This window comes from Neorhizobium sp. NCHU2750 (assembly GCF_003597675.1).
Taxonomy (GTDB): domain Bacteria; phylum Pseudomonadota; class Alphaproteobacteria; order Rhizobiales; family Rhizobiaceae; genus Neorhizobium.
In genome coordinates this window covers 2,387,750-2,410,648 of sequence record NZ_CP030827.1, presented here as the reverse complement: position 1 = coordinate 2,410,648, position 22,899 = coordinate 2,387,750, and the positions used below count along the sequence as shown (strand labels likewise).

18 protein-coding genes are annotated in these 22,899 nt (G+C 63.1%); 7 read left to right on the top strand and 11 right to left on the bottom strand.

Features of this window, described 5'->3' with window-relative positions:
- Nucleotides 1-22 precede the first annotated feature (22 nt).
- From NCHU2750_RS11675 to NCHU2750_RS11655, 5 genes are read right to left on the bottom strand one after another with little or no spacing between them, the layout of a single operon-like run.
- Nucleotides 23-442 carry a GNAT family N-acetyltransferase gene (locus NCHU2750_RS11675; protein ID WP_162939591.1) on the bottom strand — a complete coding sequence of 140 codons (420 nt, stop codon included), beginning with the start codon at nucleotides 440-442 and terminating at the stop codon, nucleotides 23-25.
- A complete protein-coding gene (locus NCHU2750_RS11670; protein ID WP_119940649.1) occupies nucleotides 442-2,514 on the bottom strand; it encodes a hypothetical protein in 2,073 nt (690 codons plus the stop codon). Before NCHU2750_RS11670 ends, NCHU2750_RS11675 begins: the two co-directional genes overlap by 1 nt.
- A gap of 12 nt (nucleotides 2,515-2,526) precedes the next feature.
- Complete coding sequence (locus NCHU2750_RS11665) at nucleotides 2,527-5,382, bottom strand: DUF4159 domain-containing protein (protein ID WP_119940648.1); 2,856 nt, start codon at nucleotides 5,380-5,382, stop codon at nucleotides 2,527-2,529.
- On the bottom strand, nucleotides 5,379-6,308 hold the full coding sequence (locus tag NCHU2750_RS11660; protein WP_119940647.1) for a DUF58 domain-containing protein: 930 nt from the start codon (nucleotides 6,306-6,308) through the stop codon (nucleotides 5,379-5,381). The genes NCHU2750_RS11665 and NCHU2750_RS11660 overlap by 4 nt, the downstream gene beginning before the upstream one ends.
- Before the next feature lie 36 nt (nucleotides 6,309-6,344).
- Nucleotides 6,345-7,358 (bottom strand): AAA family ATPase, encoded by a 1,014-nt coding sequence (locus tag NCHU2750_RS11655; protein WP_119940646.1) that lies wholly within the window; start codon nucleotides 7,356-7,358, stop codon nucleotides 6,345-6,347.
- A gap of 195 nt (nucleotides 7,359-7,553) precedes the next feature.
- Here NCHU2750_RS11655 and NCHU2750_RS11650 point away from each other — a divergent pair, with 195 nt between their 5' ends.
- The 3 genes from NCHU2750_RS11650 to NCHU2750_RS11640 are packed head-to-tail and all read left to right on the top strand — an operon-like array spanning nucleotide 7,554 to nucleotide 10,083.
- Nucleotides 7,554-8,177, top strand: a complete 624-nt coding sequence (locus NCHU2750_RS11650; RefSeq protein WP_119940645.1) for a DUF1285 domain-containing protein — start codon at nucleotides 7,554-7,556, stop codon at nucleotides 8,175-8,177.
- Nucleotides 8,174-8,824 (top strand): CoA pyrophosphatase, encoded by a 651-nt coding sequence (locus NCHU2750_RS11645; RefSeq protein ID WP_119940644.1) that lies wholly within the window; start codon nucleotides 8,174-8,176, stop codon nucleotides 8,822-8,824. The genes NCHU2750_RS11650 and NCHU2750_RS11645 overlap by 4 nt, the downstream gene beginning before the upstream one ends.
- Nucleotides 8,821-10,083: a CCA tRNA nucleotidyltransferase gene (locus NCHU2750_RS11640; RefSeq protein WP_119940643.1), complete on the top strand. Its 1,263-nt coding sequence runs from the start codon at nucleotides 8,821-8,823 to the stop codon at nucleotides 10,081-10,083. Before NCHU2750_RS11645 ends, NCHU2750_RS11640 begins: the two co-directional genes overlap by 4 nt.
- 7 nt (nucleotides 10,084-10,090) lie before the next feature.
- Here the strand turns inward: NCHU2750_RS11640 and NCHU2750_RS11635 are convergent, their stop codons facing one another.
- The 4 genes from NCHU2750_RS11635 to hemF form a co-directional block, all read right to left on the bottom strand.
- A complete protein-coding gene (locus NCHU2750_RS11635; RefSeq protein WP_119943265.1) occupies nucleotides 10,091-10,279 on the bottom strand; it encodes a DUF1059 domain-containing protein in 189 nt (62 codons plus the stop codon).
- A 135-nt stretch (nucleotides 10,280-10,414) separates the two neighbouring features.
- Nucleotides 10,415-11,713 carry an MFS transporter gene (locus NCHU2750_RS11630; protein ID WP_205583847.1) on the bottom strand — a complete coding sequence of 433 codons (1,299 nt, stop codon included), beginning with the start codon at nucleotides 11,711-11,713 and terminating at the stop codon, nucleotides 10,415-10,417.
- A 720-nt stretch (nucleotides 11,714-12,433) separates the two neighbouring features.
- Nucleotides 12,434-12,718: a hypothetical protein gene (locus tag NCHU2750_RS11625; RefSeq protein WP_119940641.1), complete on the bottom strand. Its 285-nt coding sequence runs from the start codon at nucleotides 12,716-12,718 to the stop codon at nucleotides 12,434-12,436.
- 116 nt (nucleotides 12,719-12,834) lie between these two features.
- Nucleotides 12,835-13,749, bottom strand: a complete 915-nt coding sequence (gene hemF / locus NCHU2750_RS11620; protein ID WP_119940640.1) for an oxygen-dependent coproporphyrinogen oxidase — start codon at nucleotides 13,747-13,749, stop codon at nucleotides 12,835-12,837.
- Between the two features lie 178 nt (nucleotides 13,750-13,927).
- Between hemF and NCHU2750_RS11615 the strand changes: the two genes are divergently transcribed.
- Nucleotides 13,928-14,182 (top strand): hypothetical protein, encoded by a 255-nt coding sequence (locus tag NCHU2750_RS11615; RefSeq protein ID WP_119940639.1) that lies wholly within the window; start codon nucleotides 13,928-13,930, stop codon nucleotides 14,180-14,182.
- Nucleotides 14,183-14,255: 73 nt separating this feature from the next.
- Here NCHU2750_RS11615 and NCHU2750_RS11610 read toward each other — a convergent pair whose 3' ends face one another.
- Nucleotides 14,256-15,908, bottom strand: coding sequence for a Na/Pi cotransporter family protein (locus tag NCHU2750_RS11610; protein ID WP_119940638.1), 1,653 nt, complete (start codon nucleotides 15,906-15,908; stop codon nucleotides 14,256-14,258).
- A gap of 127 nt (nucleotides 15,909-16,035) precedes the next feature.
- A complete protein-coding gene (locus tag NCHU2750_RS11605) occupies nucleotides 16,036-16,500 on the bottom strand; it encodes a tRNA (cytidine(34)-2'-O)-methyltransferase (protein WP_119943263.1) in 465 nt (154 codons plus the stop codon).
- Between the two features lie 390 nt (nucleotides 16,501-16,890).
- On the opposite strand from NCHU2750_RS11605, the gene NCHU2750_RS11600 reads away from it, so the two are divergent.
- The 3 genes from NCHU2750_RS11600 (at nucleotide 16,891) to NCHU2750_RS11590 (ending at nucleotide 22,898) form a co-directional block, all read left to right on the top strand.
- Complete coding sequence (locus tag NCHU2750_RS11600; protein ID WP_119940637.1) at nucleotides 16,891-18,744, top strand: ABC transporter ATP-binding protein; 1,854 nt, start codon at nucleotides 16,891-16,893, stop codon at nucleotides 18,742-18,744.
- A 219-nt stretch (nucleotides 18,745-18,963) separates the two neighbouring features.
- Complete coding sequence (locus tag NCHU2750_RS11595) at nucleotides 18,964-20,883, top strand: HAMP domain-containing methyl-accepting chemotaxis protein (protein ID WP_119940636.1); 1,920 nt, start codon at nucleotides 18,964-18,966, stop codon at nucleotides 20,881-20,883.
- Nucleotides 20,884-21,029: 146 nt separating this feature from the next.
- Nucleotides 21,030-22,898, top strand: a complete 1,869-nt coding sequence (locus NCHU2750_RS11590; protein WP_119943261.1) for an ABC transporter ATP-binding protein — start codon at nucleotides 21,030-21,032, stop codon at nucleotides 22,896-22,898.
- Nucleotide 22,899: the final 1 nt, after the last annotated feature.

Genomic DNA, 22,899 nt, shown 5'->3' with positions numbered 1-22,899 from the left:
TCCAAGAGGTTGCACGGATAAACTAAAGCGTCTTTTTAAGAAAGGTGCGGGTGCGCTCGCCGACGAAGGCGGGAAGTTCGCCGAAGATCTCGTAGCCCTGCCGCCGATAGGCTTTCAATGCCTGCGGATTGAACGTGTCGATCCAGGCGCCCTTGCAGCCGCGGGCCCGTGCTTCCGTTTCCGCCTGATCGAGCAGGCTTGCGGCAAGGCCCTGTCCGCGCAGCGCTTGCGGGATAAACAGCAGCTGGGTGAACAGCCAGCCCCATGACGTATAGCCAGACAGTCCACCGACCACTTTGCCGTCCGCATCACGGATCAGCACGCAGAGCGGCAGCCGATCGGCCGGGCCGACCTCGCTCTCGTTATAGGCACTCAGGCCCTTGAGGATGGTGTCGAGGTCGTCGTTGGACGGTGCTGCGGCCAGTTCGGTGGAGAAATCCATCAGCGGCCCTCGCGCCACCACATGGCGGCGATGGCAAAGAGCAGTGCCGAGAGACCGGCGAAGCCGGCAAACAGCGGCAGGCTGTTGACGCCGCGCAGGACGCTCTCGTCGGTCATGCGGATCGTCATCCGGTTCGGATTGCTGACCCGCACCTCGCCACGCACCGGCAGGATGTCGGGCAGCGTGATACCGCTGCCGGAGGCGAGCCGGGCAACGAGGCCGCGGGTCTTTTCGGCATAGGGTTTCAGCGTCTCCTCGGTCGAGATCATCGCCTTGAATTCCGGCGCGTCGACGGCACCGACATGGACAAGCGTGGAGAAATTGCCGTTCGACACCTGGAACAGGCCGACTTCGTCCATGCGCTTTTCGAAGCGATACTGTCCGGGACCGGCAGGCGTCATCGGGATGGTCTCGGTCTTGCCGGAAGGGAAGTGGACGGTTGCCGGGCCCGGATCGTCGCCGATCGTCTGGCGGGTCGCCTCCAGTGTGCGGCCGGAAGCGCGGGCGGTCAGCGCCTCTTCCTCAAGCTCGGGTTCCTTCATCAGCCAGTGGGCGATGCGGCGATAGAGATCCACATGCGGGCCGCCGCCTTCGAAGCCGCGCGCCCAGAGCCAGCCCTGGTCGGAAAGGAGCATGGCGACACGGCCCTGGCCGACGCGGTTCAACACGAGAAGCGGGCGGGTGCCATCGCCTTCCATGACGGTCTCGCCCTTCGGCGGATCGACATCGATGGTGCGGAACCAGCGGCCCCAGGCAGGCGGGGTCTGGTTGGAGCCGGCAAGCCCTCTGGTGACGGGATGCTTTTCGCCGATCGGCGAAAGATGCGGGTAGAAACCGGCATTGTGGATCGTGCCGGTCGGTTCTGCCGGCAGGACCTGTTCGAGCGGCGTCGAGGCAATCGAATCCTCGCCGGCATGTTCGGGGCCGGCGGCGATCAACAGGGCGCCGCCATTTTCGACATATTGGGAAATGTAGTCGTAATAGAGGATCGGCAGCACGCCGCGATGCTTGTAGCGGTCGAAGATGATCAGGTCGAAATCCTTGATCTTCTCGACGAAGAGTTCGCGGGTGGGGAAGGCGATCAGCGACAGTTCGTTTATCGGCGTGCCGTCCTGCTTTTCCGGCGGGCGCAAGATGGTGAAGTGGACGAGATCGACGGAAGCGTCGGATTTCAACAGGTTGCGCCATGCGCGTTCGCCGGCATGCGGCTCTCCGGAGACGAGCAGCACGCGCAGGTTCTGGCGGATGCCGTCGATCACATGGACGGCACGGTTGTTGGCGGTAGTCACCTCGCCGGGCAGTTCATCGACGGAGAATTCCATGATGTTGTTGCCGGCGCGGGGCACGGTGAAGGAGAAGGGCGTGTCGGTGCCGGGGCGGGCGCGGAAGGTGGCGATCTGCTCGCCATTCATCTTCACGGTGACCTGCGCCGATGCCTGGGCGTTTTTCGCGCGGCCGTCATCGACGACGCGCAGCGTCAGCTCCTGCTCCTCGTTGACGATGCCGAAGCGCGGCGCACGGACGATCTCGACGCGGCGATCGAATTCGTCGGCATGGCCGGTGATCAGGCCATGGATCGGTGCGTCGAAGCCGATATCCTGATTGGTGCCCGGCAGGTCGTGGATCTGGCCGTCGGTGACGAAGATCGCAGCGCCGAGGCGCGCCGGCGGCACATCCGAGACGGCCGAGCGAAGTGCCGTGTAGAGCCTCGTTGCGGGCGTGTCGCTGTCGGGATCATCGGCAACTTCGACGATGCGGGTCTCGATATTCGGATAGCGGGAAAAGCGGTCTTTGAGCTCGGCAAGCGCCTCGTCCGTCTGCTTCCTGCGTTCCGCCGTCTGCTGGCTCTGCGAGCGGTCGATCACGATCGGCACGATGGTCGACAGCGGCTGGCGGTCTTCCTGCATCAGCGTCGGATTGGTAAGCGCCAGAAGCAGGAAGGCAAGCGCCAGCGTGCGCAGGCTTGCACCGCGCATGCGCCGCCAGAAGGCGAGCGCGCAGAGAACGAGCGCCAGCACCGCCAGTGCGATGATGACGGGCCAGGAGAAGAAGGGCGCGAATTCAAGCGTCATCGATGCTCTTTCCTACTGGCCGAGCCGTTCGAGAAGGGCAGGGACATGCACCTGATCGGCCTTGTAGTTGCCGGTCAGCATATACATCATGATGTTGACGCCGGCGCGGTAGGCATATTCGCGCTGCATGTCGTCCGGCGGCACTGTCGGCAGGACCGGATTGCCCTGGTCGTCGACCGCCCAGGCGCCGGCAAAATCATTGCCGGTGATCATGATCGGCGAGACGCCGTCGCCGCCGGACGAAACCTGGTTGGCATTGCTGTTGCGCGTGTCCTGCCTTGCCTCCACCCAGAGCGGGCTGCCGGTATAGCGGCCGGGAAAGTTTGTCAGCAGATAGAAGGAGCGGGCCAGAACATGGTTCTGCGGCACCGGCTCCAGCGGCGGAATGTCGATATTGGCGAGGATTTGCTGCAACCGCTGGCCGTTCGGCGAGGTGCCGCCGCCGCCAAGCGCGGAATACTGATCGCGCGTATCGAACAGCACGGTGCCGCCATTGCGCATATAGGCATCGATCCGCGAGATTGCCGCGTCCGATGGCATGGGGGCGGTGGCGGAGACCGGCCAGTAGATGATCGGGTAGAAGGAGAGTTCGTCCTTGCTGATATCGACGCCGACCGGGGCGCCGGGTTCGAGCGTCGTGCGGTAGGTCAAGAATTCGCCGAGGCCCTGCAGGCCCTGTTCGGACAGGCGGTCGACATCGGGCTCGCCGGTGACAACATAGGCGAGATGGGTCGTGTCGAGATGTTCGAGGATCTGCTCGTCGCCGGGCTTGGCACCGGCGCCCTCCGGCATTTCCTGGGCGGAAAGCGGGTTCGGATGGGTGGCGAGGAGGCCGAGAGCCAAGGCTGCGATCGCCGCGGCGGCTGCACCCGAGCGGCGTTTCGAGCCGCCGGTGCCTTTCGGCCCACGCGAGAAGGCACCGTTCATGAACAGCATGATCAGGCTGTCGAGGACGAGCATGGCAAAGGCGGCTGCGAAGAGGGCGGGGCGCAGGGACACGGCCTCGCCACCCGCAAGGCCTTCACGGGTGACGGGCCTGCCTGAAGCAGACGGATCGAAGGCCGACAGGACGCTCCCCTTCGGCAGGAGGTTGATCGCGGTAAAGCCGTCCTCGGTGCCGTAGAGGCCCGGCGGGTGATCGAAATTGGCCGAAGGCGTTTCGCCGGCGCGGATCATGACCGGCCGGACGCCGCCGGTCTGGGTCGAAAGCTGCCCATCGGCCGTCAGCAGGCGGTAGGCGGGAAGGGTCGCGGCGGCGTTTTCGGATCCAGACGACGCAGTTGTCGCACCACCGGCGCGGGCGAGCTGGACGACCCGGCGCAGCATCTCGACGAAGGTGCCGGACAAAGGCAGGTTGGACCAGGTGGCCTCGGCGCTGGTGTGGAAGAGGACGAGCCGGCCGGCCCCCATCTCCCGCGTCGTGACGATCGGCGTTCCGTCGGCAAGGCTTGCCCAGGTGCGTTCGGCGAGATCCGGCGTCGGTTCGGCCAAGACCTGGCGGGTCACGGTGATGTCGGTGGCGCGTGGCATGCCGGCAAAGGGGCCGAATTTGGGGAAATCGGCGAGCTGTTGCGGTTCCGACCAGGACATGGCGCCACCGAGCGCGCGTTCGCCCTGGCGCAATCTCACCGGCACCAGCGGATCGTCGGCGGGGGCTGCCGCCAGTCGCGGTCCGGCAAAGCGGATCAGCATGCCGCCGCGATCGATCCATTTTTGCAGCGGCTCATAGGTTTCGGCCGGCAGGCGGCCGACATCGGCCATGATGATCGCCGAGGGATTGTTCTCCAGGATCTGCGGGATCGACACGGCAAGGTTTGCGGTATTCGGCTGGATGACGTCGGCATAAGGCGACAGCGCCCGGTCGATATAATAGAGCGGCTGCAGGAGCGGCTGGAAATCGCTGCCGCTGTCGCCTGAGATCAATGCGACGCGACGGCGCTTGAAGCCGTCGTCAAGCAGGTGGGTGGTGCCGGCGGTGGCGAGGCCATCGACGCTCAGTCTTGCAAAATCGTTGCGCAGCTCGAACGGGGCGGTGATCTCGGCCGTGGCAGTGCCGGCGCCCGCGGCAAAATCGGCGGTGCCGGAGGCGAGCGAGCGGCCCTGCTGGTCGAGTGCATTGACCGTCAGCCGCAGCGGCGAGGTCGTGTCGAGTCGGGTTGCCGTCACTGACATCGAGGTGGAATTGTTGGTGGCGCCGGTGACCGCGATCGCGCCATGGCCGTCACCCTGATAGAGGCGGATATCGGCGGGTGACAGGGCTGCAAGTGCCGCCATGGCGTTCGCGTCGCCGGGGGCGGCAACGCCGTCCGAGATCATCGCGACCGTGCCGGGCCTGTTGCCGTTCAGCGCTTCGCCAAGTGCGCGGATGGCGCGCAGGCGGTCGGGTACGAGCGGCTTCGGTGCTGTGGCCTTGAGCTTGTCGCGGGCGGCGGCGGCCGTGCCCGAGGACGGTTCGTTGTCGGCATCGGCGGTGAAGGTCAGCGAGACGGGAATGTCGGCGCTCTCGGCCTCGTCGATCAGCATGTCGGCGGTCTGGACGCGGCGGTCCCAGTCGGTGGCGCTCGACCAGCCGTTGTCGATGATCAGGGCTAGCGGCCCGCCCGAGCCGAGCGAACTGGCGCGCGGATTGAGGACGGGATCGGCGATCGCGAGAATGACGGCTGCGGCAAGCAACATGCGCAGCAGCGTCAGCCACCAGGGGCTCTGCGCGGGCGTCTCTTCGCGCTTCAGTACCGTTGCCAGGATCCGCAGCGGCGGAAAGACCTCGGCCTTTGGGCGTGGCGGAGTGAGGCGCAGCAGCCACCAGATGACCGGCAGCGACATAAGTCCGACGAGAATGAAGGGATTGGCGAAGGCGAGGGCGCTCATAGGCGGCCCCCCGGAACGGCGGCAGGGATGGCGGTGGGCATGCCCGAGAGATGGCTATGGACGGCAACCAGCGCTTCGGATGCCAGATGGTCGGTGCGGTGGAAGACGAAGCTCCAGCCGAGACGGCGCAGGCCCTCGCCGAGCGCCTCGCGGCGGGCGAGGTAGGCGCGCTGATAATCGTCGCGGATCGTCTCGGCGCGTCCGGATGTTAGCTTCTCGCCGGTCTCGGGATCGATGAATTCGGTGCGGCCGGTATAGGGAAAGGTCTCTTCGGCGGGATCTGCGACCTCGACCACATGGCCGCGCAGGCCACGACGACCGAGCGGCGAGATGCGGGCCATGACGCTGTCGGCATCATCGAGAAAATCGCCGATCAGCACGATGTCGCTCTGGCCGCGGATCATCGCCGTGTCCGGCAGGCCGGTGGTGGCCGGCGCGTGCATGATGGCGGTTGCCAGCCGTTCGGCGGCATTGCGGGCCGAGACCGGCTCCATGATGCCGGGGCAGCCGATGCGCTCACCGGAGCGGGCAAGGATTTCGGCCAGCGCCAGCATGATGACGAGCGCGCGGCTTTCCTTCGACACCATGGCGAAGGTCGACTTGTACATCATCGACGGAGACATGTCGGCCCAGAGCCAGATCGTGTGGGCCGCTTCCCATTCGCGGTCGCGGACATAGGTATGGTCGTCGCGGGCGGAGCGGCGCCAGTCGATGCGCGACAGGCTTTCACCTTCGGCATAGGGGCGGAACTGCCAGAAATTCTCGCCCATGCCGCGCTTGCGCCGGCCATGCCAGCCGGCAATCACGGTATTGGCGATGCGCCTGGCTTCTACCATGCAGTCGGGCACGAGGGCAGCACGCGCCTGGGCGCGGGAGAGGACTTCGCTGCCGGGTGTCTGCTCGACGATCTGGCCGATTGATGCCACGCATTGTCCTTTCTGAGGCCATTCCTGCCGCGATGATTATCCGCGGGCCTGCTTTACCAGTCCGGCGATCACGTCGCGCACCGACATGCCTTCGGCGCGGGCGGCGAAATTGAGCGCCATGCGGTGTTCGAGCACCGGCTCGGCCAGCGCATAGACGTCGTCGAGCGACGGTGCGAGCCGGCCTTCGTAGAGCGCGCGGGCACGGGCCGTCAGCATCAGCGACTGGCCGGCGCGCGGGCCCGGACCCCAGGCGACATGCCGGTCGGTATCGGCATTGCCATGGCCGGGACGGGCGGAGCGGACGAGCGACAGGATGGCATCGACCACCTTGTCGGAGACCGGCATCTGGCGGATCAGCATCTGGATTTCCTGCAGCCGGGCGCTGTCGATGACGCCGCGCGGCTTTGCTTCCGCCAGACCCGTCGTGCCGAGCAGGATCTGCCGTTCGGCGGCGAGATCGGGGTAAAGAACATCGACCTGCAGCAGGAAGCGGTCGAGCTGGGCTTCGGGAAGCGGATAGGTGCCTTCCTGTTCCAGCGGGTTCTGGGTGGCGAGAACATGGAAAGGGGCCGGCAGGTCATAGCGCTGGCCGGCGACCGTGATGTGATATTCCTGCATGGATTGCAGCAGCGCCGACTGGGTTCGCGGCGAGGCGCGGTTGATTTCGTCGGCCATCAGAAGCTGCGCGAAGATCGGTCCCTTGACGAAGCGGAAGGAGCGGCGGCCCGTCTCGTCGGTATCCATGACCTCGGTGCCGAGAATGTCGGACGGCATCAGGTCGGGGGTGAACTGGATACGGTTGGAATCGAGGCCAAGCACGGTGCCGAGCGTGGTGACGAGCTTGGTCTTGGCAAGGCCGGGAACCCCGACCAGCAGCGCATGACCGCCCGACAGTACGGCGAGAAGGGTGTTCTCGACGACCTTTTCCTGGCCGAAGATGACTTTTGCAACTTCTTCGCGGATTGCCGCGATGTCGCTCAGCGCCTTTTCGGCGGCGGCGACGATTGCCTTCTCGTCAAGAACGGCCTCGGTTGGATTCATCACGCCCATGTCGTTCTCCATGATCAAGGTCGATAGGCGACAAGCCTTACGGCATCATGCCTTGTCACGACTCGTTGCAGTGCAGCAAGTACATTAGCCCCAGAAACTATTACCCGAAATGAGGCTGACAAGCTCGTCTCGAATGACTATCTCGTGAGGAAAGATCGCGACGGTCAACGATTAATTTCGAACCGGGACTGAAAGATGGCAGCAGAGACGATAAATTCGGCGCCCGACGCCGCCGGCCTTGCCGCGATGATTTCGCGCGCCGCCGAGCAGTCGGGCGGTGCAAACCGTGGGTTGCCGCCCGTCGAACGCTGGAATCCGCCCTTCTGCGGCGATCTCGACATGGAAATCGCTGCCGACGGTACTTGGTTCTACATGGGAACGCCGATCGGGCGGGCGCCGCTGGTGCGGTTGTTTTCCACCGTTCTGCGCCGCGACGAGGACGGGAAGACCTATCTCGTCACGCCTGTGGAAAAAGTCGGCATCCGCGTCGCCGACGCGCCATTCCTGGCCGTCGAAATGCAGGTGGTCGAGCGTGGCGCGCATCCGGTCCTTACCTTCCGCACCAATGTCGGCGACGTGGTGGAGATCGACCATGACCATCCGCTGCGGTTCGAGACCAAGGGAGAGGAGGGGCAGTTGAAGCCCTATCTTCTGGTGCGTGGCCGGCTCGAGGCGCTGGTGTCGCGGCCTGTCATGTATGATCTCGTCGAACGCGGCGAGACGGTCGAGATCGACGGCGTCGACATGTTTGCGGTGCGCTCCGGGTCCCAGATCTTTCCGATCATGCCGGCAGACGAGTTGGAGCGGCTTTCATCATGAGCGATGCTGCGGTGAATGAACCTCTCCCCTTTTCGGCCGACGGATTTCGGCTTCGTGCGCTCAACCAGAGCGGCGGGCCGCTGGAAACCGCCTGGCGCGACCATGGCGATCATCTGCTCAATCCGCAATTCGTCGATGTGGCGCGCGACCTCAAACTCAGGGATGCGGCTGTTCTGGTGCCGGTGGTCGACGATGGCGACGAGGCGAAGATCATCCTCACCCAGCGCACCGCGACGCTTCGGAAACATTCCGGCCAGATCGCCTTCCCGGGCGGTGCCGTCGACGCGGAAGACGGTTCGCCGGAACAGGCGGCCCTGCGCGAGGCGCGCGAGGAAATCGGGCTCGATCCGCGCTTTGTCGAGCCGCTGGCCCGGTTGCCGCAATACTATGCGATGACGGGGTTTCGCATCACGCCGGTGCTTTCGGTGGTCAAGCGCGGCTTCGACCTGACGCTCAATCCGAGCGAAGTGGATGACGTGTTCGAGGTGCCGCTGTCGTTCCTGATGAACGAAGCAAACCATCAGCGGGGCAGCCGTGACTTCAACGGCACGCAACGGCATTTCTACCTGATGCCCTACGAGAATCGCAATATCTGGGGGATTACCGCGGGCATTCTGCGCACCCTCTATGAAAGGCTTTATGCATGACTTCCGTCGCCGGCGAGACCTGGTTTCAGGACAAGGCCCTCAAGCGCGTGATGGCGCTTCTCAATGCCGATGGCGGCGAGGGGCGCGTGGCGGGCGGTGCCGTGCGCAACGCGCTGATGGGGCTTGCCGTCGCCGATGTCGATATTGCCACGACGCTTCGGCCGGATATCGTCGTCGAGCGGGCCAAGGCTTCCGGCATCAAGGCGGTGCCGACCGGCATCGAGCACGGAACGGTGACGCTGGTCGTCGATGGCCGGGGCTTCGAGGTGACGACGCTTCGCCGCGATATCGAGACCAACGGGCGGCATGCGGTGGTGGAGTTCGGCACCGACTGGAAGGCGGATGCGGAGCGCCGCGACCTGACGATCAACGCGCTCTATGCCGATGCGGCGGGCGAGGTGATCGATCTCATCGAGGGCCTGAAGGATATCGAGACGCACACCGTGCGGTTCATCGGCGATGCGAGCCAGCGGATTGCCGAGGATCACCTGCGCATCCTGCGCTTCTTTCGCTTCTTTGCCTATTACGGCTCCGGTCGGCCGGATGCGGATGGGTTGAGAGCCTGTGCGAGGGCCAAGGACAGGCTTTCCAGCCTTTCGGCCGAGCGCGTCTGGTCGGAGACGAAGAAGCTCTTCTCCGCGCCTGACCCGTCGCGGGCGCTTTTGTGGATGCGGCAGGCGGGTGTGCTTGCCGCGATCCTGCCGGAAACGGAGAAATGGGGCATCGACGCCATTCACGGGCTTGTCGCGGCCGAGGCGGCACTCGGCTGGAAGGCCGATCCGCTTTTGAGACTTGCGGCCATCGTGCCACCGGATGTCGAGCGACTGGAGGCGCTGTCGAAGCGACTGAGACTATCGAATGCCGATGCGCTGAGACTTGCGCAATCGGCTGCAACGCCGGTGCCGCCGGACGAGGTGACCGATGTCGGGTTTGCGCGGTTGCTCTATCGGCATGGCCGCGAGGGGATGGTCTTTCGCCTGAAGCTCGCTTTGTCTTCGGCGCGGGCTGCGGCTGAGGGCGATCCGCTGGCCATGCGCCGCAGCGCGCGGCTTTTCCAATTGCTGGCGGCTGCGGACAAATATCAGAAGCCGGTCTTTCCGCTCTCTGGCCAGGACGTGATCTCGGCCGGCGTGCCGGCGGGAAAACGGGTCGGCGACATTCTCAAGCAGCTCGAAGAATTCTGGATCGGTCGCAATTTCCTGCCCGAGCGGCCCGAACTGGCCGCCCGGCTGGCCGATATGGTCGGCAGCGGGGAATAGCCGGCCATCAGGCCGCAGCATTCTCCTCGTTGCGGATGCGCGCCTTGATGTTTTCGACCATATTTTCGCGAATGATCTGCTCACCGTGATCGCGGCGCATATGCTCGACGGCACGGCGCGTGACTTCGGCATCGTCTTCGGCACGTGTGTGCCATTGGCAGCCGGGTACGAGACTGCCGCATTCGAATAGTCGCATGATGTTTTCCTCCCTTTCACGGCGCGGTGCCGTACCTTCCGAACGGAGGAGAGGGAGGATCGTTCCGTATGGGCTTGGCGATCCGACGGCAAGAAGCTCGCGGCAGCTTCCCATAGGAGGCTGCCGCCAGACAAATCAGTGGCTGACCGCCAGCTTGCCCTGCTGTTGCTGCGGGTTGGCCTCGGGAATCATCATGGCGAGGATAGCGCTCGCCACATAGAGGCCGGCAAAGATCCACATGATGCCTTCCAGGCCGACGGAACCGAGGAAGACCGCGACGATAGCCGGGCCAACCCATGTCGAGGCGCCGGCCCCGAGGCTGAGGACCGAAAGCGCGCCTGCCTTATTGTGCGGGATTACCGTCGGCATCAGCGCCGAAAGCGGGACGAAGCCACCCAGCGTTATGCCATAGGCCAGGCCGACCAGAGAGGCGACGAGGAAATTGCCGGGATAGAGCAGCGGCACGTAGTAAAGCAGCAGGATCGTTGCAGCCGTGCCGATCGCGCCCATCCAAATGACGGTGGTGCGATAGCCGATACGGTTGCCGAGTGCTCCGGAGGCCAGGTTGCCGATAAGATTGCCGCAGAAGATGAGCGTCAGAAGCTGCAGCCATGCTGACAGGCTGAAGCCTATACGGTCCATGAAGAAGCCCGGCAGGACGATGAAGAAAGCGTATTGAGACGAGGTGTTGACGGTGCGCACCAGCCCGCCGATGGTCGATAGCGGCTCTTCCCACATGATGGTGATGCTCGACAGCAGCGAGGCCATCGGCTTCTCGCCTTTCGGAGCCAGCCGTTCGCCGCCCTTTACGCCTGTCAGACCGATGAGGCCGAGCACGGCGCCGATGACGACCAGCGCCAGCGCCAGCCACAGTGTCGGCATCGTGCCGATCAGCGGGATGGCGATACTTGCCACAAGAGAACCAAGTGTCGGCAGGCCTGCCGCATAGGCAAACCAGAACCAGCCGACAGCCATGCCGAGCTTCCTGGAGGGCGTGGCAGCGGCAATCCAGACGAGGAAACTGTAGGCGAAAAGTGGGTAGCCGAAGCCGCGCAATCCATAGGTGATCATCATCACAGTATAGTTCATGGTCCCAAGACCGAAGACGAGGAAGGCGACCTGGAAGATCGCCCAGATGGCGATCCCGGCCCACATGACCTTGCGGGCGCCGTAGATGCTGGAGAGCGCGCCAGACATCCAGGAGGCAATGGCGACAGCGACGCCATAGACGGTGAAGAGGAGCGCCACGTCGGCGCTGCCGATGCCCTTGCCCTCCAGATAGGGAGCGAGATAGCCAAGCTCGACGCCATCGCCGATCATCAGGATCAGCAGGCCGATAAAGCCCCATAGTAGCGGCCGGGGAATGCCGATGCGATCAATGACTGTGTCGCGTGGGTGAGTGGATTTCGATGTCGGTGTCTTTGATGAAGCCAATATTCCTTTTCCCGTCGAACGGGTCCTTTGGTCGCGTGTTTGTCCTCCCGGTATTCCGTCCCCCTTTGCGATGCGATGACGCTTTCGGATTGTTTCAAAAACGGCGTCGCAAACAGCGTACCCGCGACATTTGTAGCAAAAAAATCTAATGAGACCACCTTTCGGTCCGACATTTGTCGCAGATTTGACGCAATCCGAATGCCGATGGCGAGCTGTTCTGGACGTTGGCGAAGGCCAGAGGTGAAAGCGCTTTCCGCGCACGGGCATTCCAGCACGATGGCCTTTTTTTCTGAAGGAATTTCAGTTTTTGTTTCGTATTTATTTGTTTTTTAACAGTATCTTATGACGGGTATTGAACCTCGTTCTTTTACCTCCTTATTGCCTGTCGGATGAAGCGTTAAGCCGATACGGAAACTGGGCGGTAGCAAGGTCGCCGCGCGCCTTTCACGGCTGCGTCAATTTGACCGTTGTCAGTTTTCTTGGGAAGGCGTGTTTTCGCGTAATTAGATTATTTTTGCGCAGTGCCCGTATTCCGGTTTCGCACCCGAGCGGAGTTGAAGACACGATAGAGCCCGCTGCTCCCTTACGTGGCAGGGAGATGGAGAACCGGTCGTCGGTTCATTTGTCGAATCGTCGCGACCGGGCAGCATGCAGCTGCCCGGTGGCTCGATTGCGGCTTGGGGATGGTGCGACGGACTTATGCCCTAGCCGCCCAGCGCCCTAGTCGCCGAGTGCCCAGGCATGGAAGACCGAATTTCTGTCAGGCTCGGCGGTCTTTTGATGAAACGCCGCCGTGCGGTCGTTGGCCGGCGATTTTTCCGCCGGCTTTCCTTCAAGCTGGCGCTTGACCTGGGAAATGCAGAAGGACTGCGGCAGTTCTCCGCCGCTTGCCACGCGCATTTCCGTCGCCAGGCGCTCGATCAGCTCGGACTGTTGAAGGATCCTGGAATCGGCGTCTGGAGATTGAGACGCGGCGGGTGAGGGCATGCTGTTCGATGCGGTCATCGGATACTCCTCCCAGTGAATATTAGCAGATTAACACCCGAAGACCCGATTCGCGTATGACATTTATCAATTGACCGTGGCTTTTCCGCATCAAACTTTCGTGCGCAGTTCCTGTTTTATGGCCAGCGTACGACAGGCGGTAGCGACGAGAGGATCGATTCGACGTTGCCGCCGGTCTTCAAACCGAAAATCGTGCCGCGATCATAGAGCAGGTTGAACTCGACATAGCGGCCGCGGCGCACCAATTGCTCGTCGCGCTGGTCTTCCCTCCAGGGTTTGTTGAAATTGGCCCTGACGATCTTCGGATAGACGAGATTGAAGGCGCGGCCGACATCCTGGGCGAAGGCGAAATCGGCGTTCCAGCCGCCCTTGTCCTCAGGCGACTGCAGCCAGTCGAAGAAGATGCCGCCGATGCCGCGCGGCTCGTTGCGGTGCTTGAGGAAGAAATACTCGTCGCACCATGCCTTGTAGCGGGCGTAATCGGCGATCGTCTCGTGGCGATGGCAGGTGATCTCCATGACCCGGTGGAACAGCTGGGTGTCGGGGTCTTCCTGGGTGCGGCGGTCGTTCAACATTGGGGTGAGGTCGGCGCCGCCGCCGAACCAGTTGCTCGAGGTCACCACCATGCGGGTGTTCATGTGAACGGTCGGGACGTTGGGATTGACCGGATGGGCGATCAGCGAAATGCCGGAAGCCCAGAAGCGCGGGTCTTCGTCCGCGCCGGGGATCTGGCTGCGGAAGTCGGGGGAGAATTCGCCATGTACCGTTGATGTGTGGACACCGACTTTTTCGAAGACGCGGCCTTCCATCATCGACATTTTACCGCCGCCGCCCTGGCCGCCGTCGCGCTGCCAGTCCTTGGCCACGAAAGTGCCGGCCGGCTGATCGGAAAGGACGCCGGTCAGTTCCTGCTCGAGGGCTTCGAACGAGGCACAGATCGTATCGCGCAGGCTTTCGAACCAGGTGCGGGCCGCCTCTTTCTTGTCCTCGATATCATCCGGCAAGCCTTTCGGCAGGTTAGGGCGCTCCATGGCGGGTCCTCTCGTCAGTCTGTCGATTCGTATCCTGCCGGTCGGCATAACAGCATTGGCTTTCGCGGGCCATTCCGTGGACCGTTCAACGGCGGATTGGCATGCGAAAATCCGACTCGCAAAACGCGCAAACCGCGCCTATCTTCTTTCATTAGCAAGGTGCGGATGAGAGGCTTTCATGGCGAAATTCACACCACCGCCGCTTGATGGCTTGAAGCGGCGCATCGACCGCCACCGGCAACTGGCCGGTCAGCGTTCGGGCATGTTCGTGCGCGAGACGTTTCTGATGTCTCGGGAGGCTGCACGGGAAAAAGCACGGGAATGGTTCGAGGAATTCCCCAAGGCCGCCTACTGGACCGAAGTGGAGAGTTGGCGGCAGCTCGAAGGCGATCAGATCGAATTCACCATGCGGCGTCTTCCGACGGCAGATTAAGCGCCTGACCTAACCGGTTGATTTTCGAATCGCAACGAGTTCCAGGCATGCGCGCCGGGCGGGACGCGATAGGTCAGGAGCGCTGGTCGCCCTGGCGCAGGCGGCTTTCGATCAGCAGGCCGCTGTCGTCGAGGATCGGATGGGCGACCGAGACGATATGGGCGTTGATGCGCTTGAGGTCGCGCAGCATGTCGAGATGTACCGAGCTTGTCTGCAGGCTTTCGAGCTTGCCGTCCCTGAGACGTTCGAGGTGGCGTTCGGCCGAGCGCTTTTCCAGCCGTCTGACATCCACCTTCACTTCCATCAGCCGTCTCGCGAGATTGAAGTCGCCAGTGACGAAGAGGGTCTGCGCGGTACGCAGGTTGTCGATCGTCAGGTCGAACAGGTCGGCGAGCTCGCGGTAGCCGTCGTCGGAGAATTTGAGGCCCTTGGCGATCTTCTTGGCAAGCTGGTCGCAGAGGCCTTTCTCGATGATGTCCCCCATATGTTCGAGGTTGATCGCATAGTCGATAATGGCGATCGAGCGCCTCGAGTTTTCGTCGTCCAAGCCGAGCTGGCCGAGTTTGGACAGGTAGATCTTCACCTCCTGCTGCAGCCTGTCGACCCGGCCTTCGAGTGCAGCGATCTCGCGCAAGGGGGCCAGATCATTGTGCTTGAAGGCGTTTTCGGCGCGGATCAGCATCCGTTCGATCTGGTCGCCGACGCCCAGCACCTCGCGGGTGGCATTGGCGAGCGCGCGGACGGGGTCCTGCAACTCGTCGGCATCGAGGAAAAGCGGTCCGCTTTCCTTCTCTGCTTCGTCGGGGATCATCCGCTTCATCAGATCGGAGACGAAGCCGCCGAAGGGCCAGGCGACGAGCGCCAGCACAAGGTTGAAGGCCAGATGGGCATCGACCGGCAGTTTTGTCGGCGAGACCGGCAGCATCTGCAACAGGTCCGCAGCCATGCCGGCTAGAGGCAGGGCAAGGGCGCAGCCGATGGCGCGCACGAGAAGATTGCCGCGGGTGATGCGGCGGGCTTCGGGCGGGCTTGCGAGCGTTGCGACGACCGGCGGGATCGCGCCGCCGAGATTGGCTCCGAGAATGAGGACGACGACCAGTCCGGGCGAGGCGGCTCCGCTCGACGCGAGCGACAGGATGAGGATGACGACGGCAAGGCTCGACGAGGAGACGAAGGCGAGGGCTGCCGAAAACAGCAGGGCGACGAGCCAGCTGGAATCGAGCAGGCCGAGGAAGGCTGCGAGCGCCGTCGACTGGCGCATCGGTTCGGTGGCGAGGCCGAGAAGCTGGAGCGAGAGAAGCATCAGGCCGATGCCGATCAGTGCCGTTCCGATGCCCTTGCGGGCGGCGGAACCGTTGCGCATCAGCATGACGCCGGAGAGCAGCAGGAGCGGCGCGAAGACTTCGGTGCCGGCGGCCACCAGCCATGCGGTGACGGCGGTGCCGACATTGGCGCCGAGAAGCACGATCTGCGCCATGCGCGGATTGATCAGGCTGCGCTCGGCAAAGGACGCCGTCATCAAGGCGGTGGCGGTGGAACTCTGGAGGGCAATCGTTGCCACGAGGCCGGAAAGGAGCGAGCGAATTCCGCTTTTCGTGCTGTTGGCGAGGGCTGTGCGCAGGCGCGCACCGAAGGCGCGGGTCACGCCGTCCTTCACCTGAGACAGGCCAAAGAGAAGCAGCGCCACGGCGCCGAGAATATTGATGACGACAAGCGTCGATTGCACTTTTTATCTGCCCTCGGATCAGGTGAATCGGGAGGCCGATTTTGTTGCCGGCTAACGAATGATAGACCTTTTGCACTGCAGTGCAAGGTGCTGTCTGCGACGTATTTCGGCTTGGTCGGCGGCTATTCTAAAGCGACCAGACGGTCTGGCGCATCGCTTCGCCGGCGATCATGGCCGCCGACATGGCGACGTTGATCGAGCGCTGGCCCTCGACCATGGGGATCAAAATGCGGCCTTCCACGGCGTCATGGACATGGTCGGGCACGCCGGCACTTTCTCGGCCGAAGAGCAGGATATCGTCTGGCCTGTAGGCGAATTCGGTATAGGGCTCGGGCGACTTGGTGGTGGCGAGCACAAGCCTGCGGCCGGCCGCGCGGCGCCAGTCGTCGAATTGTTGCCAGTTGACGTGGCGGGTGAGCGAGACGGCGGAAAGATAATCCATGCCGGCGCGTTTCAGGTTGCGGTCGGATATGTCGAAGCCGGCCGGCTCGATGATGTCGACGCCGAGGCCGAGGCAGGCGGCGAGCCTCAATATCGTACCGGTATTGCCGGGAATATCGGGCTGGTAAAGGGCGATGCGCAGGTCGGTCATGATGTCGGTCACGTTGACAATTATGCGCCCTGATTAGCGGAGAGGGGACGACGGGCTCAAGTGTTTTCAAGATTGCAGCCTATCTGCAACGGGCGGATGCGGCCGATTGGGTCTTTTCAATTTTGCCGCCAGCGTGTAGAAGAAACGCCTGTTCAACGCCCATTCTGGAGGCCTACATGGATATGACCGTGCTCACGCGCCTCCGCCCGTCGGATCTTCGTCTGGCCTGAGGCGTTCGCGGTTCACGCAAAGTCTTCTTCACTGATCCGCTTTCCATAGAACCGTTCGTGGCCGGTGATGGTCATGCCTGTTTCCACCCCTCGAGCCTTGCCGGGCTGATGCTTTCGCCCCCGGATCGTTCGAGCGGCGTCCGTCTTTCGGAGTGCATCGATGTTTTCGTGGTTTGAAAACCGCCTCAATCCCTATCCCGACGATCCGCCGGGCCTGCCGCCAAAAGGGCTTTTCGCCTTCTGCTGGCATTATACGAAACCCGCCTGGCCGTGGCTTCTGCTGCTCGGCAGCTGCTCGCTTGCGATCGCTGTGGCCGAAGTGGCGCTCTATCAGTTCCTCGGCAATATCGTCGACTGGCTGGCCGGCGCCAACCGCGCGACCTTCCTTGCCGATGAAGGCTCCAGGCTGTTCTGGATGGCGGCGCTTGTTCTGGTCGGGTTGCCGGTGGTCGGCGCCATCCATACGCTGACGATGCATCAGGTTTTGGCCGGCAACTATCCGATGATCGCCCGCTGGCAGATGCACCGGTTCCTGCTTCGCCATTCGATGGCATTCTTCGCCAACGAATTTGCCGGGCGCGTTTCGACCAAGGTGATGCAGACCTCGCTCGCGGTGCGCGAGGCAGTGATGAAGATCATCGACGTGTTCGTCTATGCGATCGGCTTCTTCGTCTCGATGCTGGCGCTGGTCGTTGCCGTCGAGTGGCGGCTGGTGCTGCCGCTGATCTCGTGGTTCGTCCTCTATGTGCTGATCCTGCGCTACTTCATCCCGAGGCTGCGCAAGCTTTCCAGCGAACAAGCGGATGCGCGCTCGATGATGACCGGCCGCATCGTCGACAGCTATACCAATATCGGCACCGTCAAGCTTTTCTCCCATGCGGGGCGGGAGGAAAGCTATGCCAAGGAAGGCATGCACGAATTCCTCGGCACCGTGCACCGGCAGATGCGCCAGATCAGCCTCCTCAATATCTGCGTCGATCTCAACAATGCGCTGACCGTGTTCGGGGTGGCGGGTCTCGGCATCTGGCTGTGGCTTAACGAGGGCGTCACCGTCGGTTCGATCGCGGTCGCGATCGGCCTTGCGATGCGCATCAACGGCATGTCGCAATGGATCATGTGGGAGGTCACCGCGCTGTTCGAGGCGATCGGCACCGTCTATGACGGCATGAACATGATGACCAAGCCGCATGATGTGATCGACACCAACGATGCGCGGCCGATCGCCAACGAGAAGGGACATATCGTCTATGACAATGTCCGCTTCCACTACGGCAAGGCGAAGGGTGTGATCGACGGGCTGACGCTCGATATTCCGGCCGGCCAGAAGATCGGGCTGGTCGGGCGTTCGGGTGCGGGCAAGACGACGCTGATGAACCTGCTTCTGCGCTTCTACGATCTGGAGGCGGGCCGCATCACCATCGACGGACAGGACATTTCCAAGGTCACGCAGGACAGCTTGCGCGGCATGATCGGGGTGGTGACGCAGGATACGTCGCTGCTGCATCGCTCGATCCGGGACAATATCGCCTACGGGCGCCCGGATGCCAGCGATGCTGAGATCATCGAGGCGGCACTGCGGGCCAATGCCTGGGACTTCGTCGAGGGGCTTTCCGACATGCAGGGGCGCACCGGGCTCGATGCGCATGTCGGCGAGCGCGGCGTCAAGCTTTCCGGCGGCCAGCGGCAGCGGATCGCGATTGCCCGCGTGTTCCTCAAGGATGCTCCGATCCTGGTGCTGGACGAGGCGACATCGGCGCTCGATTCCGAAGTCGAGGCGGCGATCCAGGAAAACCTGTTCTCGCTGATGGAGGGCAAGACGGTGATCGCGATCGCCCACCGCCTGTCGACGCTGACGGAAATGGACCGGCTGATCGTGCTGGACAAGGGCCGCATCGTCGAGACCGGCACGCATGAGGAACTTGCCGCGGCCGGCGGCATCTATGCTGATCTGTGGCAGCGCCAGTCCGGTGGTTTTCTCGGTGATCACGCGCTTGAAGAGGCGGCGGCGGAGTAATCCGCTGCCGTCATTTTTGACTGGAGAAGACGGTCTCGTCCGTTTTTCTGCTCCGGTTGAGTCGATGCCCCTTAAAATTGCAGGGGTGTACGGTTTGTCGCAGATTTTTCGATGCTATCAATTAGCATAGACTGGTAAGTCTTTGTTTATCCGAAGCTGTCAGGGATGCGTATAGTGCATGGCACCATTGCGTATTGTTGACGGTTTAAGACGATAGATATGATAAAAATCAAAATCCTCCTCCCCGCCCTGTTTGGAATGATCGTTCTCATGCTGATGATACAGGGCGCGATGGGCATGCGCTCGGTGTGGCAGCTCAACGATCAGGCCGCCAGTATCAGCAACCGGATGGACAAGACGCTGCTGATCGCGGACATGGATCGCGATTTCTCCAATGTGCGCCGGCTTTACCTGATGGTCTCGCTGGCCAGCGATTCGGATGAGAAGAAGAACGCGCTTTCGCTGCTTCAGCAGGCCAATGCCCAGCGCGTCGAGGCCTTCAAGGTGTTTTCCGATGCGCAGGGGCCTGCGGTGCGCCCGCGTTTCGAACAGCTGAAACAGATCATTGCCGACTATGACAAGCTCGGCGAACAGTTCGTCAGCCTGATCAACAAGTCGCAGGTCTATGACGCCAAGGCTGTCATTGCCGATATGGTTCCCAAGGGCGCAGAGGCCGGCAAAATCCTGCAGAGCATGATCGGCGACAACCAGCAGGCCGCCATTGCCGATAAGGATGCCGCTTCGGCTGCGACCGCATTCATCACATGGTCGACAGTCGCAGGTGTTGCCGTCGCGGTGCTTCTCGCGATCGGTGCGGCGGTACTCAGCCTGTTTCGCGTCACCCGTCCGATCGGCGCCATCACGCATTCGATGAATGCGCTGGCCGCCGGCGACAACCATGCGGAAATTCCCTTTGCGGGCCGGCACGACGAAATCGGCGAGATGGCGGCCGCGGTTGCCGTATTCCGCGACAACGCGCTGGAGCGGGTCCGTCTTGAAGAAGAGACCGAAGCCAACCGGTCGATGAGCGAGCGCGAGCGGATCGCCCGCGAGGAACAGAAGGCCCGCGAGGCAGCCGACGTATCGTTTGCCGTCGACGCACTGGCGAAGGGCCTGAAGGGTCTTTCCGACGGCAACATGACCATGCGCCTCGAGCAGCAGTTTGCCGGGCAGCTCGACCAGCTACGCGTCAACTTCAACGAATCCGTCGCCAAGCTGCAGTCCGTGCTGCGCTCGGTCGGCGACAATGCCCGGATGATCGATGCCGGTGCCAACGAGATCCGTTCTGCGGCCGACGACCTGTCGAAGCGGACCGAGCAGCAGGCCGCCGCCGTCGAGGAGACGGCTGCCGCACTCGAACAGGTGACGACAGCAGTCAAGGATTCGGCGGTGCGCGCCGGCGAGGCCGGCACATTGGTCGACCAGACCCGTGTCGGTGCCGAGCGCTCGGGCGATGTGGTGCGCAAGGCCGTTGCCGCGATGGAGGCGATCGAGCAATCCTCCGGCGAGATCGGCAATATTATCGGCGTGATCGACGATATCGCCTTCCAGACCAACCTTCTGGCACTCAATGCCGGTGTCGAGGCCGCGCGTGCGGGTGAAGCGGGCAAGGGCTTTGCGGTCGTGGCGCAGGAGGTGCGCGAGCTCGCACAGCGTTCCGCCAATGCCGCCCGCGAGATCAAGGCGCTGATCACCAAATCGGGCGTTCAGGTGCGCGACGGCGTCAACCTCGTCGACGAGACCGGCAAGGCGCTGCAGACGATCGTCTCCGACGTCCAGCGGATCAACACCAATGTCGGCTCGATCGTCGTGTCGTCGCGCGAACAGTCGACGGGCCTGAGCGAAATCAGCACCTCGGTTCACCAGATGGACCAAGGCACCCAGCAGAACGCCGCCATGGTGGAACAGACGACCGCTGCAAGCCACAGCCTTGCAACGCAGGCGGCCGCATTGATCGAGCTTCTTTCGCAGTTCAATCTGGGTGAGGGATCGCGCGTTGCGGGCCAGGCGCCACGGGTGGCCACGCCGTCCTCGCGTCCGGCGGCCTCGCCGGCCCGTGCGCTCGGCAACCGCATCGCCTCGGCCTTCGGCGGCGGCGCGGCGGCTGCTGCGGTCAAGCCGGAATGGTCGGAATTCTGATCCCGGTTTGCAAGCGTTGGTGACCGACGGCGGCTTCGGCCGCCGTCGGCGTTTTGCGGACGGTTGTTCCAGGGCTCGGGCTGCCTTGCCGAATTGTAATGCGGATGCCCTTTGCCGTGCCCGCCCCGGCCGCTATATCGGTCGGCATGGCCATCATCACCCAGTTCTTCCATTTCTTCGAGACACGTATCAAACCCTATGCCGAGAAGGGTGACCTGCGGCCGCCCGAGGGCACGATCGCATTCATCTGGTTCTATATCCGGCAGGCGAAGGCACCGTTCTTCGCCATGCTGGTCCTGGGCGGCATGACAGCTGCGATCGAGGCCGCGCTGTTCTGGTTCGTCGGGCGGCTCGTCGACATTCTGGCGAGTATCGACCGGGCGCAAGGCTGGGCGGGGTTGATGGCCGCGCATGGCTACGAGCTCGCCGGCATGCTGGTGCTGATCGCCATCGTGCGCTTCCTGGTGACGCTCGCGACCGCCGTCGTCGACCAGCAGATCATCACGCCCGGTTTCTACAATCTGGTGCGCTGGCAGTCCTACCAGCATGTGGCACGGCAATCGCTGTCCTTCTTCCAGAACGATTTTGCCGGACGGATCGTTACCAAGGTCTGGTCCGGCGGGCAGGCGGCGGGCGACCTCGTGACGTCGCTGATGGAAAGCGTCTGGTTCGTGGTGATCTATTCGGTGTCGATGCTGACGCTGATCGGCGGGCTCGACTGGCGGCTGGCGACGCTTGTGGTGTTGTGGATCGTCGTGTTTGCCGCACTCGCACGCTATTTCGTGCCGCGTATCCGCTACCATTCGCGCGAGACGGCCGAGGCTGCCTCGATGCTTTCCGGCCGCATGGTCGATGCCTATAGCAATATCCAGACGCTGCGCCTGTTCGGACGGGACGAAGCCAATGACCGCTACATGCGGGAAGGCTTCGACATCTTCCAGCAGACGACGATCATGTTCACCCGCTTCATCGCCGGGGTGCGGGCCTCGATGGCGCTTCTGTCGGGCATCATGATCACCTCGATGGCGGCGCTCTGCATCCATCTGTGGCTGCAGGGCAAGATCAGTTCCGGCGCGGTCGCCTTCACGCTCGCGCTGGTGCTGCGGCTGAACTTCCTGCTCGGACGGCTGATGACGCAGTTCAACGGCATCATGCGCAATTACGGTACGGTGCAGAATGCCGCCGAGCTGATCTCGCAGCCGATCCAGCTGACGGATGCGCCTGAGGCTCCGGCGCTCAATGTCGAAAAGCCGCGTATCCGGTTCGACGACGTGAGTTTCCATTACGGCCGCAAGTCGGGAGTGATCGATCATCTCGACCTGACGATCCGGGCAGGGGAGAAGGTCGGCATTATCGGCCGGTCGGGGGCGGGCAAGTCGACGCTGGTCAATTTGCTTCTGCGCTTCTACGACCTCGAAGGCGGCCGGATCGAGATCGACGGGCAGGACATTTCCAAGGTGACACAGGAATCGCTGCGTGCGCGGATCGGCATGGTCACGCAGGATACGTCGCTGCTGCATCGCTCGATCCGCGATAATATCCTGTTCGGCAGGCCGGATGCCTCCGACATGCAGCTCGCCGATGCGGCGCGCAAGGCGCAGGCGGATGGCTTTATCGACACGCTTGTCGACCAGCGCGGCCGCAGGGGCTTCGATGCCCATGTGGGCGAGCGTGGCGTCAAGCTTTCCGGTGGCCAGCGACAGCGGATCGCGATCGCCCGCGTGATGCTCAAGGATGCGCCGATCCTGATCCTCGACGAGGCGACATCGGCTTTGGACTCCGAGGTGGAAGCGGCGATCCAGTCGAGCCTCGACGAACTGATGCAGGGCAAGACGGTGCTTGCGATTGCCCATCGGCTGTCGACGATTGCCATGCTCGACCGGCTGATCGTGATGGACAAGGGGCAGATCGTCGAGGAGGGGACGCATAGCGAGCTTATTGCCCGCGGCGTTCTCTATTCCGAACTCTGGTCGCGGCAGACCGGCGGCTTTCTTGCGGCCGACGCGGCGCAATGAG